The organism is Rhizobium sp. RU33A (assembly GCF_900156055.1).
Classification (GTDB): Bacteria; Pseudomonadota; Alphaproteobacteria; order Rhizobiales; family Rhizobiaceae; genus Allorhizobium.
In genome coordinates, this window is record NZ_FTMQ01000004.1 from 442,889 (window position 1) to 457,052 (window position 14,164).

13 protein-coding genes are annotated in these 14,164 nt (G+C 60.2%); 3 read left to right on the plus strand and 10 right to left on the minus strand.

Annotated features, from left to right (window positions below):
- Nucleotides 1–3: 3 nt before the first annotated feature.
- The 8 genes from tsaE to BW978_RS17400 all read right to left on the minus strand — a co-directional run bounded on the left by tsaE (nt 4) and on the right by BW978_RS17400 (nt 9,686).
- Nucleotides 4–1,533: a tRNA (adenosine(37)-N6)-threonylcarbamoyltransferase complex ATPase subunit type 1 TsaE gene (tsaE, locus tag BW978_RS17365; RefSeq protein ID WP_076397071.1), complete on the minus strand. Its 1,530-nt coding sequence runs from the start codon at nt 1,531–1,533 to the stop codon at nt 4–6.
- Nucleotides 1,530–4,016 carry a sensor histidine kinase gene (locus tag BW978_RS17370; RefSeq protein WP_244551982.1) on the minus strand — a complete coding sequence of 829 codons (2,487 nt, stop codon included), beginning with the start codon at nt 4,014–4,016 and terminating at the stop codon, nt 1,530–1,532. The genes tsaE and BW978_RS17370 overlap by 4 nt, the downstream gene beginning before the upstream one ends.
- A gap of 294 nt (nt 4,017–4,310) precedes the next feature.
- Nucleotides 4,311–5,708 carry an adenosylhomocysteinase gene (gene ahcY / locus BW978_RS17375; protein WP_076397073.1) on the minus strand — a complete coding sequence of 466 codons (1,398 nt, stop codon included), beginning with the start codon at nt 5,706–5,708 and terminating at the stop codon, nt 4,311–4,313.
- 160 nt (nt 5,709–5,868) lie between these two features.
- A complete protein-coding gene (locus BW978_RS17380; RefSeq protein WP_083697620.1) occupies nt 5,869–6,156 on the minus strand; it encodes an HPr family phosphocarrier protein in 288 nt (95 codons plus the stop codon).
- Nucleotides 6,153–6,554, minus strand: coding sequence for a PTS sugar transporter subunit IIA (locus BW978_RS17385; protein ID WP_006724185.1), 402 nt, complete (start codon nt 6,552–6,554; stop codon nt 6,153–6,155). Before BW978_RS17385 ends, BW978_RS17380 begins: the two co-directional genes overlap by 4 nt.
- A gap of 105 nt (nt 6,555–6,659) precedes the next feature.
- Nucleotides 6,660–7,130, minus strand: coding sequence for an HPr kinase/phosphorylase (locus tag BW978_RS17390; RefSeq protein ID WP_076397074.1), 471 nt, complete (start codon nt 7,128–7,130; stop codon nt 6,660–6,662).
- Nucleotides 7,127–8,908 (minus strand): sensor histidine kinase, encoded by a 1,782-nt coding sequence (locus BW978_RS17395; RefSeq protein ID WP_076397075.1) that lies wholly within the window; start codon nt 8,906–8,908, stop codon nt 7,127–7,129. Before BW978_RS17395 ends, BW978_RS17390 begins: the two co-directional genes overlap by 4 nt.
- Nucleotides 8,909–8,960: 52 nt before the next feature.
- The gene (locus BW978_RS17400; protein WP_006724182.1) at nt 8,961–9,686 is read right to left on the minus strand and encodes a response regulator transcription factor; all 726 of its coding nucleotides are present in this window, start codon (nt 9,684–9,686) and stop codon (nt 8,961–8,963) included.
- Between the two features lie 340 nt (nt 9,687–10,026).
- Here BW978_RS17400 and BW978_RS17405 point away from each other — a divergent pair, with 340 nt between their 5' ends.
- From BW978_RS17405 to BW978_RS17415, 3 genes are all read left to right on the plus strand, one after another.
- Nucleotides 10,027–11,637, plus strand: coding sequence for a phosphoenolpyruvate carboxykinase (locus BW978_RS17405; RefSeq protein WP_076397076.1), 1,611 nt, complete (start codon nt 10,027–10,029; stop codon nt 11,635–11,637).
- Between the two features lie 120 nt (nt 11,638–11,757).
- Nucleotides 11,758–12,192: an alternative ribosome rescue aminoacyl-tRNA hydrolase ArfB gene (gene arfB, locus BW978_RS17410; RefSeq protein ID WP_076397077.1), complete on the plus strand. Its 435-nt coding sequence runs from the start codon at nt 11,758–11,760 to the stop codon at nt 12,190–12,192.
- A 2-nt stretch (nt 12,193–12,194) separates the two neighbouring features.
- The gene (locus BW978_RS17415) at nt 12,195–12,824 is read left to right on the plus strand and encodes an alpha-ketoglutarate-dependent dioxygenase AlkB (RefSeq protein WP_076397078.1); all 630 of its coding nucleotides are present in this window, start codon (nt 12,195–12,197) and stop codon (nt 12,822–12,824) included.
- Nucleotides 12,825–12,839: 15 nt separating this feature from the next.
- On the opposite strand, the gene coaA is transcribed toward BW978_RS17415, so the two are convergent.
- Both coaA and BW978_RS17425 read right to left on the minus strand, forming a co-directional pair.
- A complete protein-coding gene (coaA, locus tag BW978_RS17420) occupies nt 12,840–13,835 on the minus strand; it encodes a type I pantothenate kinase (RefSeq protein WP_076397079.1) in 996 nt (331 codons plus the stop codon).
- The gene (locus tag BW978_RS17425; RefSeq protein ID WP_069042712.1) at nt 13,832–14,155 is read right to left on the minus strand and encodes a phosphoribosyl-ATP diphosphatase; all 324 of its coding nucleotides are present in this window, start codon (nt 14,153–14,155) and stop codon (nt 13,832–13,834) included. Before BW978_RS17425 ends, coaA begins: the two co-directional genes overlap by 4 nt.
- Nucleotides 14,156–14,164: the final 9 nt, after the last annotated feature.

Sequence of the window (14,164 nt, forward strand, 5' to 3'; positions counted from 1 at the left end):
TGCTCAGGCCGGTGATTCGGGAAGCTCGATTCCAGCCTCTATGCACCAGTTCCGCAAGGGGGCGAGAACAGGATGCTCAAAAGCAACGCTCAAGTGCCAGAGTGTGCGGGGAAGATGGCGCATATAGCCCGGCTTGCCGTCCCGGTCCTTGAGGCGCACCCAGAGCCCGTTAAGCTTGCAGGCGCGTTGCGCCGACATGATCGCCCAGCTTTTCAGGAATGCGGCCTCGTTGAAATCCGCTTTCCTGGCGCGCGCCGAAAGATAGTCGGCCATCAGCTGATCCATCAGCGGCCGCTCGATGGTGACCCGCGCATCCTGGACCAGCGAGACGAGATCGTAGGCCGAGGGGCCAATCATCGCATCCTGGAAATCGATGAGGCCGACCCGGTCATGCCCTTCGCGATCATCGCGCCAGATGATGTTGGGCGAATGAAAGTCCCGCATCACGATCGATTTATCGGCGCCCGCCAATTCGTCGATCAGCTGGTCCCAGATGGCGAGGTAGCGCGAGCGCTCTTGGGCCGTCGCCGGTTGCCCTTCACGTTTCCAGGGTAGGTGCCAGTCAAGAAGCAGCTCCACCTCGAACTTCATCGCCGCGCGATCGAAATCGGGAATGACATGTTTATGCCCGCCCGCAATGACGATCTCCCGATCGAAGGGCGTGTCATGAATGGCAGCCAGGCAGGCCGCACTGGCACGGTAACGGTCAGCAATCGGCTTTCCCTCTCCGTCGAGAACGCCGTCTTCACCGAGATCTTCAAGCAGCAGCAGCCCCGCGTCGAGATCCTGCGCCACAACTTTAGGTGCTGAAAATCCGCGCTCTCTCAATGCCTGTCCGATCGCCACGAAAGGACGCACATCCTCGGCCAGATGCACGAGTTGCGAATAGGGCTTGCCATCCCGGATCGGCGGACCGTTCGGCCGCTTGGGCGCGTCCATCAGGACGAGGCGGGCACTGCTGTCGGCAGGATAGACGTGCTCATAGGCCCGGTTGGAAGCGTCGCCCGTCAAATGCCGTCGGTGGGCATCTCCGTATCCGTGCTTCGTTAGGAAGCGGCGGATTTCATCCACGCGCCGAAGCCGAGCCAGTTTTGCCTCTGGCGCGCGGATAATGAGGTTGCGCCCGCCATCGGACGCGAATTGAAACGCGATCTCGATCCGGTTTTTCGGAAGCGCGCGGCCTCCCTTGCCCGGCCACTCGACGAGGCATATGCCGTCGGCCAAGGCTTCTTCCAGGCCCAGTTCATCCAGTTCGCTCGGATCGGAGAGCCGATAAAGGTCGAAGTGGGCGACAGGAATGCTGAGGTCGTAATTCTGAACGAGCGTGAATGTCGGGCTCGGCACTTCGAGATCGGGATCGTCGGCCAGGGCGCGAATGAAGGCCCGGCTCAAAGTCGATTTGCCGGCCCCGAGATCACCGTCAAGCGCGACGCAATCGCCGATCTGAAGTGCCAGCAACAGATCCTCGCCGAACAGTGCCGTGGCGGCATCGTCGGCAAGGTGAACGACAAGCGTGGACGGCTCGGAGTTCATTCTGCAGCGGCGATCATCTGCGGTATGCTGGCATTGGGAATGCGGCAATGGACCGTGGTACCCTGACCAGGCTCGCTCTCGATCTTCACGTCTCCACTGTGGAGGTTGACGAAGCTCTGGACGATCGAAAGGCCAAGCCCTGGTCCGCTGCGCTTGCCACCCTTGGCACTTGTCGAGAAACGATCAAACGCCGAGGAAAGGAGATCGGCGCTCATGCCGCAGCCATTGTCGGTGACCGAGAACGAAAAATCGGTGCCGTCGCGCCAGCATTTCATCGAGACAACGCTGCCTTCAGGTGCGAAATTGACGGCGTTGGTCAGGATCTTGATGAGGATCTGCTTCAGCCGCTGCCGGTCTGCGATCAGGTGACCGAGCAGGGCAGGGGCAGCGATCTCGAGCGTCACGCTGCCCTCCTGGAGCCGATCGGTCATCTGCATCGAGACATCGTCGAGCAGGTCGCTCAGATCGATTTCCGAATAGTCGAGCTGCATGATCCCGGCATCAACGGTCGCGAGATCGAGGATGTCGTTGACGATGGTCAGGAGGACGGACGACGACGTCGAGATATGGTCGATATACTCGGCCTGCCGCTCGTTGAGGGGACCGATAGTCGGTGTCTTCAGAAGGTCGGTGAAGCCGATGATGTTGGTGAGCGGCGAGCGCAGTTCGTAGGAGACGTGCTGGACGAAATCGTTCTTCAGCTCGTCGGCCTTCCGCAGCGCTTCATTCTTCTCCTTCAAGGCCCGTTCCGCCCGGACGCTGTCCGTCATGTTGACGAAGGTCAGCATGGTCTGCGCGTTGGGTAGCGGCGTCACGGCATAGTCGAGCACCAGGCCGGAATAGAGTTCGAGTGTTCCCTGGCTCGAAGGACGTTCGTCCTCGAAGCTGGTGATCATCTTGCCATAGGCTTTCCAGCCATCCGGCTTGTCATAGGACGGCGCACAGGCGGCTTCGAGCAGACGGATATGTGTGCCGACCGCCGCCTGGGTCTCGGTGATGCCCCATAGTGCCCGGAAGGCGGGGTTGGAGAGCTGAATCCGGCCATCGGGCCCGAACACGGCAACACCCTCCGACAGATGGTCGATGGTTTCGCCCTGCACCTGGACCAGCGTGTTGTAGCGGGTTTCCAGATTGAATTGTTCGGTCAGGTTTTCGAAGACCCAGGTCGCGCCGCCTTGTGGGTGCGCGGAGGCGATCACGCGCAGCGTCTGGCCGTTGGGCAGATGCCATAGGTCGGTCTGGGTTTCGAGCGCACGGTAGACAGAAAGGCAATTGTCCTTCCAGGCCTTCCAGCTCAGCTGCTCCGGCAATTTGTGTGCATCGCGAAGGCGATCAAGCAGTTCGGCATGATCCGGTCGGCTCTCGAGGAACTTGGTCTCGAGACCCCAGAGCTGGAGGAAAGCCTGATTGTAGAACTGCAGGCGACGATCAGCGTCGAAGATCGCAACCGGGGTCGCGAGATGATCGAGCGTATCGGCGTGGCTCTTGAGCGTCCGCGCAAGTTCCTCCCTGAGTGTCTCGGAGGAGGAGACGTCGATTGCCATGCCGCAGGAGCCGCCAGGCCCCCGCACATCGACGACGTCGAAGAAGGTGCGTGCGCCGCGGACTGCGGTCGAAACGGTATCGTGAAACGGTGATTCCGGCGTTGCGGAAGCCTTGATCTTCTCGCGCGTCAGAGTGCCCAGGATCTCGCGTCCTTCCTGCACAGCCTGTTGCGGTGATGTGGATTCGACGGCATCGCTATAGGCCTGGTTCACCCAGACGAGACGCCCGTCGCCATCTCGCTGCCAGACCGGCTGTTCGATCGAATCGAGCAGCGATTCGAAGGTCGCAATCGAGCTTCGCAAACGGTTGCGTTCGATCTTGAGTTCGGCGAGTTCGGCGCGCAGGTTGTCCAGCGCCACGAAATGCGCATAGGCGCGGCCACCGTAGAGGTTGCCCTGAACCTCCAGAACGTCTCCGCGCTGGGTCTCGACCACGAGATCGAAAGTCTTGGCGTTCAGCCGAAGTGCCTCGATTGCGCGCTCTACCTCACTGGCGGAATGCGGCTTCAGCCAGCGTCCGAACGCCAGAAATTCCGGATCCTGCTGCGGAGCACCCGTCTCCGCCGGAAGCTGCCCGAGAAGCTCGGCCCGGCCGTTGTGGCCTTCCCAGATCACCGTGCGGCGGTTCTTGTCGGCAATCAGCGTCTGATAGCGCGAGATCTTCTGCTGGCTGTCCGAATAGGCGGAGCGTAGTTCGCGCACTTCGACGTCGAGTTTGTTGCGCTGACGAAGGAGAACAGCTGCAAAGATCAGGGCAGCAGAAACCGAACCGAGAAGTACGGCATATCCGGTGACGTCGACACTGTCGAAGCCACGCATGGCGGTCATTGCCTGTGCCTGGGCAAGGCCCGGAACGAACAGGCTCGCGAGCGCACTTCCGCACGACAGAACACGCCTTGTCATGGACAGGGCGGGACGATGGGGCAGCTCGTGAAGCATCCCGTTTTTTCGCTCAGAAACTGGCCGCCAGAGGCTTGGAAAACGGGCCGTCATAGCCGTATCCCGCTGACGCGGGGCGCGTTGATTTACCGACATTCTCGGTCTGTCTCCGTCTTATTATGTGCCGCATCGTCGACAAGACATCCGTATTCGCGGACCGCTCGTGCAGTTCACGAATCAAGTTCTAAAACAATACCTTTGATGGGAAGGGTCGGGAAGGCCGGGCCCCAAAAAAGAAAGCGGCGCCTTTGTCAAGACGCCGCCCACTAGATGTAGATATTATCCAGCTATATTTTAATAGCGGTAGTGTTCTGCCTTGAACGGACCCTGCGCCGTGACGCCGATATAGGCGGCCTGTTCGTCTGAGAGCGTCGTCAGCTTCACGCCGAGCTTTTCGAGGTGCAGGCGAGCGACCTTTTCGTCGAGGTGCTTCGGCAGGACGTAGACGCCCGGCTTGTACTCGTCGGTCTTGGCGAAGAGTTCGATCTGGCCGAGAACCTGGTTGGTGAACGAGGCAGACATCACGAAGGACGGGTGACCCGTTGCATTGCCGAGGTTCAAGAGACGACCTTCAGACAAGAGGATCATGCGGTTGCCCTTCGGGAACTCGATCATGTCGACCTGCGGCTTGATGTTCGTCCAACGCAGGTTTTTCAGAGACGCGACCTGAATCTCGTTGTCGAAGTGGCCGATATTGCCGACGATCGCCATGTCCTTCATCTCGCGCATATGCTCGATGCGGATGACGTCCTTGTTGCCGGTCGTGGTGATGAAGATGTCGGCCGAGGAGACCACGTCTTCCAGCGTGACCACTTCAAAGCCGTCCATGGCGGCCTGCAGGGCACAGATCGGATCGACTTCCGTCACCTTGACGCGGGCGCCGGCGCCGCGCAGCGAGGCGGCCGAACCCTTGCCGACGTCGCCGTAACCGCAGACGACAGCGACCTTGCCGGCCATCATCACGTCGGTACCGCGGCGAATGCCGTCGACCAGCGATTCCTTGCAGCCATATTTGTTGTCGAACTTCGACTTGGTGACCGAGTCGTTGACGTTGATGGCCGGGAAGGGGAGTAGGCCCTTCTTGGCGAGTTCATAAAGGCGATGCACGCCGGTGGTGGTTTCTTCGGTCACGCCCTTGATGGCATCACGCTGCTTGGTGAACCAGCCAGGCGAAGCGGCGAGACGCTTCTTGATCTGCGCAACCAGGATTTCTTCTTCTTCCGACTGCGGATTGGAAAGAACGTCCTCGCCGGCTTCGGCGCGGGCGCCGAGCAGGATGTACATGGTGGCATCGCCGCCATCATCGAGGATCATGTTGGAGAAGCCGCCGTCGGTCCACTGGAAGATCTTGTCGGTGTATTCCCAGTAATCGGTGAGCGACTCGCCCTTGATCGCAAAGACCGGGATGCCGGCAGCGGCGATCGCTGCAGCGGCGTGGTCCTGGGTGGAGAAGATGTTGCACGATGCCCAGCGGACATCGGCACCGAGCGCGACGAGCGTTTCGATCAGAACAGCGGTCTGGATCGTCATATGCAGCGAACCGGTGATCCGTGCACCCTTCAGCGGCTGGCTCGTGCCGAATTCTTCGCGGCAGGCCATCAGGCCCGGCATTTCGGTTTCAGCGATGCTGATTTCCTTGCGGCCGAAATCGGCAAGACCGATATCAGCGATCACATAGTCATGTTTGCTCATGGGATTCTCCGGCTGGATCCGACCCGATCCGCATCTCATGGCGGATGGATTAACTGGCTCTCCCGCAGATCTGGCTGCAGGGCTGGTCGTCTTCTAGCAGGGAACCGCATCAAACGCAATCTGACATAAAGAAGTCTTTATGTCTTTATGTCGCGATGCTTTACATCTCTTCACCAAAGCGGTCCGCGACCAGGGCCGCAAGGGCGTTCATGACGTCCTCGGCCTGACTGCCGGATGCCGAGACGCAGATCGAGCAGCCCGGGCTCGCCGCCAGCATCATCAAACCCATGATCGAGGTGCCGCCGACAGTCGTTCCATCCTTGGAGACGCTGACGCTCGCATCGAAGCCGCTGACGGTCTGTACGAATTTGGCGGAAGCGCGCGCATGCAGTCCACGCTTGTTGATGATCAGAAGATCGCGGGAGATCGGGTCGGCCATCGAAGTCATTTGCCACTCAAGACGCGGCTTGCAACATTGATGTACTTGCGCCCAGCCTCGGAGGCCTCGACGAGGGCGCGATCCATGTCGTTGTCGCCGCGAACGCCGGCAAGCTTGATCAGCATCGGCAGATTGACCCCGGCGATCACTTCGATCCGGCCGGTGTTCATCACGGAGATCGCGAGGTTCGAGGGCGTACCACCGAACATGTCGGTCAGGATGATCACGCCATGGCCATCATCGGCACGTGACACGGCATCAAGAATATCCTGACGACGCTGATCCATGTCATCTTCGGGGCCGATCGAGACGGTCTCGATGCATTTTTGTGGGCCTACGACGTGCTCCACCGCGTGGTGAAACTCTTCAGCCAGCTTGCCATGCGTGACAAGCACAAGTCCGATCATTCTCTACTGCCCCTTAGCGCAACTCTCGCCAAATAGCTCAAGATTGGCGTTTCGTCCATCAGTAGGACGCCATCTTGTCGATCAAAGCGGGAAGTGCAAGCCAAATCAGCGTGTAAATTGCCGGTTCGCTGCAAGGCTTCCAATACGCGCCAAGATCAGGCTGAGTGGAAAACGGCTCCACATCGGCACCCTGACGACCGGAAGGCTAAGTCCCGCGACAAGCTCGGCGTGCTCGTCATCCGGCGGCAACCGATGTCTTTCATCCGCGCCGACCGGCAGCACGATATAACTCAGTTCGGCCCGGTCGACATGATCGACGGCGACGATACCGCTATATCGGAGTTCGATCAGACCGCGGATCGGTTCGGGGCAGGAGGCAAAGACCTGACCGTTCTCAAGCGATACGATGACACGGTCATCCGAGATCAGCGCAGCCGGAATGTTGGCGAGCTTGGCTTCTGCGAGGCAGTCGAAAGCAAGGCTAGACTTGCCGCTGCCCGATGGCCCGACGAATGCGAGGCCAAGACCATCGACGCTGATCGCCGTCGCGTGGATGTTGTGGGTCTCGCCCGTCATGCCGCAGTTTCTACGGGCAGGGACAGGACGAAGCGGGCGCCGGTGATGCGGCCCGATGCCGGGTCCATGACGTTTTCGGCCCGCAGGGTGCCGCCATGGGCCTCGGCGATCTGTCGGCTGATCGAAAGTCCGAGACCGGAATTCTGGCCGAAGCTCTCGCCCTCTGGTCGGTCGGTATAGAAACGTTCGAAGATGCGGTCGATGTCCTCGGCCTGAATACCGGGCCCGTTGTCCTCCACCTGGATCTGGCACCGCGTGCGATTGCGCGACAGCTTGACGAGGATCCGGCCGCTGTCTTCTGGCACGAAGGACCGTGCATTCTCGATCAGGTTGGTGACGATTTGTCCGAGACGCAGGTCATGCCCGTGGACCACGAAATGCTGGTTCGATCCGGGTTTCTGATCGATTACGTAGTCGATCTGAACGGCCTTCTTGCCGCTGCGGATTTCCCTGGAGATGTCGACGAGGCTGGAAACGAGCACCCCGAGATCGACAGGCTTTGCGTCCGAGCGCGCAAGTTCCGCGTCGAGGCGTGAGGCGTCGGAGATGTCGCTGATCAGACGGTCGAGACGGCGCACGTCATGCTGGATGATATCCATCAGCCGCTGTCGGGACTGGTCTGTCTTGGCGAGCGGCAGGGTTTCGACGGCCGACCGCAACGAGGTCAGCGGGTTCTTGAGCTCGTGGCTGACGTCGGCAGCGAAACTCTCGATCGCATCAATGCGATCATAGAGCGCTGTCGTCATTTCGCGCAGCGCGATGGAAAGGTTGCCGATCTCGTCCTGTCGGACGGAAAAGTCGGGGATTTCCTCACGCTCCTTTGCGCCACGGCGAACACGGATGGCGGCAGCCGAGAGGCGACGCAGCGGGTTTGCGATGGTCGAGGACAAGAGCAGCGAAACGACGATGTTGACGAGGGTCGCAACCCCGAATACCCGCAGGATGGCGAGGCGTTCCGCATGGACGATCTTGTCGATGTCGCCGGCCTGGGTTGATAGCAGCAGCACACCGAGGACAGCACGCGAGCGCTGTACCGGCACTGCGACAGAGACGATCAATTCTCCCTGGTCGGTCACGCGGACGACCGCACCGCGGACCCCGGTCAGCGCGTTCATGACCTCCGGATAGATCGAGCCGTCACCGCCCGGCGCTTCGCGGTAGACCGGCAGATTGCCGGGCTGCAGGATCGTGTTGAAGAGACGGGTGATCCAGTCGGTAAAGCTGGTGGAATCATTGTCGACCGGCGGCAGGTCGAAGCGCAGAACCTGGCCGCGCGAATAGAGATGCCGCGAATCAAGCAGCAGGTTGGCATCGGCGTCGAAGAGGCGGGCGCGGATGCGCGTCGGGGAGATCAAGCGCCGCAGCACCGGTGCCACGCGTTCCGGATTGATCGGAAACTCCAGATCCTCGTCGTTCGGAACCGGCGTGATGCTTTGTCCGGCCTGCAGTTCGAGCAGTTTCTCCGGATCGATGGTGATCGAGTTCGTATCGACAGAGGCGGAGGCCGATACGGCCGCCGCGATGATCTCGCCCTGCGTCAGAAGGCTCTCGACGCGTGCATCGATCAGCCCCTCGCGGAACTGGTTGAGATACATGATGCCGCCGACGAGCACGATGAGTGCGGCCAGATTGAAGAAGACGATTCGGCGCGTCAGGCTGGAAAACAGCGCGTGGCCGAAGATCCGGCGGATGAGCGTGAAGGGATGACTGAACAGCCGACGCCGCTCGGAGCCGGAATCCGTCTCCTCCAGATGTCCCTCGTCAACCTGCTGGGTCAAACCTTTGCCTTTCGCCCGTCCTGTCAGCCATCAAGGCTGCAACGGCAGGACCTTACGCTGCTTCGCGGAAGCGGTAGCCCACACCGTAAAGCGTTTCAATCATGTCGAAGTCGGTATCGACCATCTTGAACTTCTTGCGCAGCCGCTTGATGTGGCTGTCGATCGTGCGATCATCAACATAGACCTGCTCGTCATAGGCCGCGTCCATCAAGGCGTCACGGCTCTTGACCACGCCGGGGCGCTGCGCCAGCGACTGCAGGATGAGGAATTCGGTCACGGTCAGCGTCACCGGATCACCCTTCCAGGTGCAGGTATGGCGTTCCTGGTCCATCACCAGCTGTCCGCGCTCCAGCGTGCGGGCCTGTTGCTCCGGGCTGCCCTTGGCGGGGCCGTTACCCGCCGCAAAGCTCTCGCGGCTTGCAGACCGTCGCAGGATCGCCTTGACGCGCTCGACCAGCAGGCGTTGCGAGAAGGGTTTGGTGATGAAATCATCAGCGCCCATCTTCAAGCCAAAGAGCTCGTCGATTTCCTCATCCTTGGAGGTCAGGAAGATCACCGGGATATCGGACTTCTGGCGCAGGCGACGCAGCAGCTCCATGCCATCCATGCGCGGCATCTTGATGTCGAAGATGGCGAGCTGTGGCGGTCGGGCCAGAAGACCGTCGAGAGCCGAGGCGCCATCGGTGTAGGTTTCGACCTTATAACCTTCCGCTTCGAGTGCGATGGAAACCGAAGTCAGAATATTGCGGTCGTCATCCACGAGGGCGATCGTCTGCATAGGGTACGTCTCCGTCATCGTTGCGCTGCTCCTGGTCTGTCCAGCCCAGCTCTGGTTCCATGGCAGTGCGATATGGGGATAAAGGTGGAACAAATTGTGGCAGAGGGGAAGGGGCAGGGACGGGGGATTTCGTTTCGTCCGCCGTTTTCCGTCCATCGCGGCCCCCGATGATAGCGGAATGGAAGCGGAACTAAACGATTTAAAAAGAGTGTTTTCCGTTTTAAATCGATTAAATAATTGATATCATTATATTTTTCGCGCTGCAGCCTTGCTTTTCGCTGCTCTGCCGTTTAGGTTTCGCTCATTCAAAGTTCTGGCCCATGTGAGAGGAAAGCGCACCATGGAGGAATTCGGCGTGAGGAACCCGGCTGCGGGGATCGCGGAAATCGGCTTGGGGAAGGCTGCCAGCGTTCGCTACAACTTCCTGGAAGCGGCTCTTTATGAAGAGGCGATCCGCCGCGGCGAGGCGGAGCTGACAGCGGATGGTGCACTTCGTGCGCTGACCGGTCAGCACACCGGCCGTTCTGCCAAGGACAAGTTCGTCGTCCGCGACGGCAATACCGACGGCCAGATCTGGTGGGACAACAACAAGCCGATGTCGCCGGAGCATTTCGCCGTGTTGCATCAGGACATGCTGGCCCATGCCGAAGGCCGCGATCTTTTCGTTCAGGACCTGATCGGCGGCGCCGACGCTGACAACGCCTTGCCAACGCGGGTCGTGACTGAGTTCGCCTGGCACTCGCTCTTCATCCGCAACCTGCTGATTCGCCCCGAGCGTGACGCCTTGGAAGGTTTCCTGCCGAAGCTGACGATCATCGATCTGCCGAGCTTCCGCGCCGATCCGGCCCGCCATGGCTGCCGTACCGAAACCGTGATTGCCTGCGACCTGACCAATGGCATCGTCCTCATCGGCGGCACGTCCTATGCCGGCGAAATGAAGAAGTCGGTCTTTACCGTCCTCAACTACCTGCTGCCGTCGAAGGGCGTCATGCCGATGCATTGCTCGGCAAATGTCGGTCCCGAGGGCGATGCGGCCGTCTTCTTCGGCCTGTCCGGCACCGGCAAGACGACGCTTTCGGCCGATCCAAAACGCACGCTGGTCGGTGACGACGAGCATGGCTGGGGCGAAAACGGCATCTTCAACTTCGAAGGTGGCTGCTACGCCAAGACCATCCGTCTCTCGGCCGAAGCGGAGCCGGAGATCTTCGCAACGACCAAGCGTTTCGGCACTGTGCTGGAAAACGTCATTCTCGACGAGAACCGCGTGCCCGACTTCAACGATGGCTCGCTGACGGAAAACACGCGCTGCGCCTATCCGCTGCATTTCATCCCGAATGCATCGGAGACCGGTATCGCGCCGCATCCGAAGACGATCATCATGCTGACGGCAGATGCGTTCGGTGTGCTCCCGCCGATCGCAAAGCTCACGCCGGAACAGGCCATGTACCACTTCCTGTCTGGTTACACCGCAAAGGTAGCCGGCACTGAAAAGGGCGTGACCGAGCCGGAAGCGACCTTCTCGACCTGCTTCGGCGCACCCTTCATGCCGCGTCATCCCACCGAATACGGCAACCTGCTGCGTGATCTGATCGCCCGTCATCAGGTCGATTGCTGGCTGGTCAACACCGGCTGGACCGGCGGCGCCTATGGTATCGGTAATCGCATGCCGATCAAGGCGACGCGCGCCCTGCTGACCGCTGCACTGACCGGCGAACTCAAGAAGGTCGAGATGCGCACAGATGCGAACTTCGGTTTTGCGGTTCCGGTGGCCGTTGATGGCGTCGATATCAAGATCCTAGACCCGCGTTCGACCTGGGCAGATGGTGCAGCCTACGACGCGCAGGCCAAGAAGCTGGTCGGCATGTTCATCGACAACTTCGCCAAGTTCGAAGCCCATGTTGACGGCAAGGTTCGTGATGCGGCCCCGGGCATTCGCCTCGCGGCTGAATGAACGACTGAATTGCCGAAGATGATAGAGGCCCGGTAGCTTTGCTGCCGGGCCTTTTCTGCTTGCGGCTTGCCTTTGCTGCGGTCACGGCCGATATGAAGGCCTGACCAAGAGACCGATGACATGGCAAGCGAACCACTTGAGATCAACAACCGCATCACGATAGCCGGCTGGGAATTGACGGAGCAGTTCGTGCTGGCCGGGGGCCCGGGTGGCCAGAACGTCAACAAGGTTTCGACTGCGGTCCAGCTCTTCTTCAACCTGCTCGGATCGCCCTCGCTGAACGACCGCGTGAAACAGAACGCCGCGAAGCTCGCCGGCAAACGCCTGTCCAAGGAAGGCGTGCTGATGATCGAGGCAAGCCGCTTCCGCAGCCAGGACCGCAATCGCGAAGACGCGCGCGATCGCCTCAAGGAGCTGCTGCTCGAAGCGGCAAAGCCACCACCGCCGCCCCGCAAGAAGACCAAGCCCACCAAGGGCTCGATCGAACGGCGTCTTAAAGCGAAGTCCGGACGGTCGGATGTGAAGAAGATGCGCGGCAAGCCGGCGGGAGATTGAGCATGGCCGCAGCGAAAGCCCAGATCAGCCTTTCATCCGGTCTTCGTTACCTGCCAGGCCGGCTGGCGCGCGACGCGCAGGAAAACCTCGTCGAGATCATTCGCGGCATCGTAACCGATGCGCCGCTTTATGTGCCGGTCATGCCGGGCTCCGGCAGGCCCATGTCTGTCCGGATGACGAATTGCGGACCGCTCGGCTGGGTGACGGACAAGGAACGCGGCTATCGTTATCAGGCAACCCACCCGATGACGGGCAAGCCCTGGCCGGCAATCCCTGACGTTCTTCTTGATCTCTGGCGCGAGCTTTCAGGCTATCCGAAAGATCCGGAGGCCTGCCTCGTCAATTTTTACGCTGACGATGCCAAGATGGGCCTGCACCAGGATCGCGACGAAACGGAATTTGCCGCACCGGTGCTGTCGATCTCGCTCGGCAACACCTGCCTGTTTCGCATCGGGGGACTGGCTCGGACCGATCGCACCCAATCGCTGAAGCTGGAAAGCGGCGATGTTTTCTTGCTGGGAGGTGAGGGGCGCCTCTGCTTCCACGGGGTAGACCGCATCTATCCCGGGACCTCGACCCTTCTGAAATCGGGTGGGCGCATCAACCTGACACTTCGCCGGGTCAATCCATAGCCGGCGATTGATCGCCTACAGTTTTCTGAGCGCCACCGTCTCTACGAGATGATTGTCACCCTTGCGCAGGATGAGATCGGCGCGTGGCCGGGTCGGCAAGATGTTTTCCCTGAGGTTCTTCAGGTTGATATTCGTCCAGAGCCCCTCGGCGATCTCCTTGGCCTCGTCCTCGCTGATGGTCGCATAGCGATGGAAGTAGGAGTTAGGATCGCGGAACGCGGTTTGCCGCAGTTTCATGAAGCGGTCGACATACCAGCGGTGAGTCGCGTCCTCGTCCGCGTCGATATAAATCGAAAAATCGAAGAAATCCGAGACCATTGGTACGATCTTGCCATCGGCCGGCAGGTTGCGCGATTGCAGGACGTTGATACCCTCGAAGATCAGGATATCAGGCCGGTCAACCACCCGGTACTCGTTCGGCAACACGTCATAGGTGAGGTGCGAATAGCTGGGCGCCTTGACGTTGGGCAGTCCAGCCTTGATCGCCGACAGAAAGCGAAGCAGCGCGCCGACATCATAGCTTTCCGGGAAGCCTTTCCGGTTCAGGATCCCGTTTTTTACCAGGTGGGCGTTGGGGTAGAGGAAGCCGTCGGTGGTGACGAGGTCAACCTTCGGGCTCGAAGGCCAGCGTGCAAGCAGTTCTTTCAGAACACGCGCTGTCGTAGACTTTCCAACCGCCACCGATCCGGCAATGCCGATGACGAACGGCGTCTTGAAGACATCGGACAGGCTGAGAAAGCGGTTGCGCTGCTCGAACAGAAGTTGCGACGATTCCACATGTGACGACAGGAGACGCGACAGCGAGAGATAGATCCGACGGACCTCGTCAAGATCGATCGGGTCATCGATCGAGCGCAGCCGGTGCACTTCGTCCGCGGTCAGAGTTAGCGGCGTATCGGCGCGGAAATGCGCCCATTCTTCGGAATCGAAGAAGTGATAGGGGGAATAGCCGTTCGCCTGGAAATGGTCGAGGACGTCTGGCGTTTCGGAGTCCCGCATAGCTATCGTCATGGATCCTGCCGACTGGCCTTCTCGCTCAGGCCCGTCTGAGCAGTCCGGCGCTCGAGTTCCTGCATTACTGCTTGTAAAGGGATGTCCGCAATTTTCAATACGACCATCAGGTGATAAAGGAGATCCGCGCTCTCGTAGACGAGGTTCTCGCGGTCTTGCCTGACCGCAGCCATGACAGCCTCGATCGCCTCTTCGCCAAGCTTCTTCGCCGCCTTGTCCTGGCCGCCTGCAACGAGCTTGGCCGTCCAGGATTGGCTCGGATCCGCCTGGGCCCGGCTATCTACAATGACTTCGAGATCGGCAAGGGTGAAACTGCTCATCACGGGTCC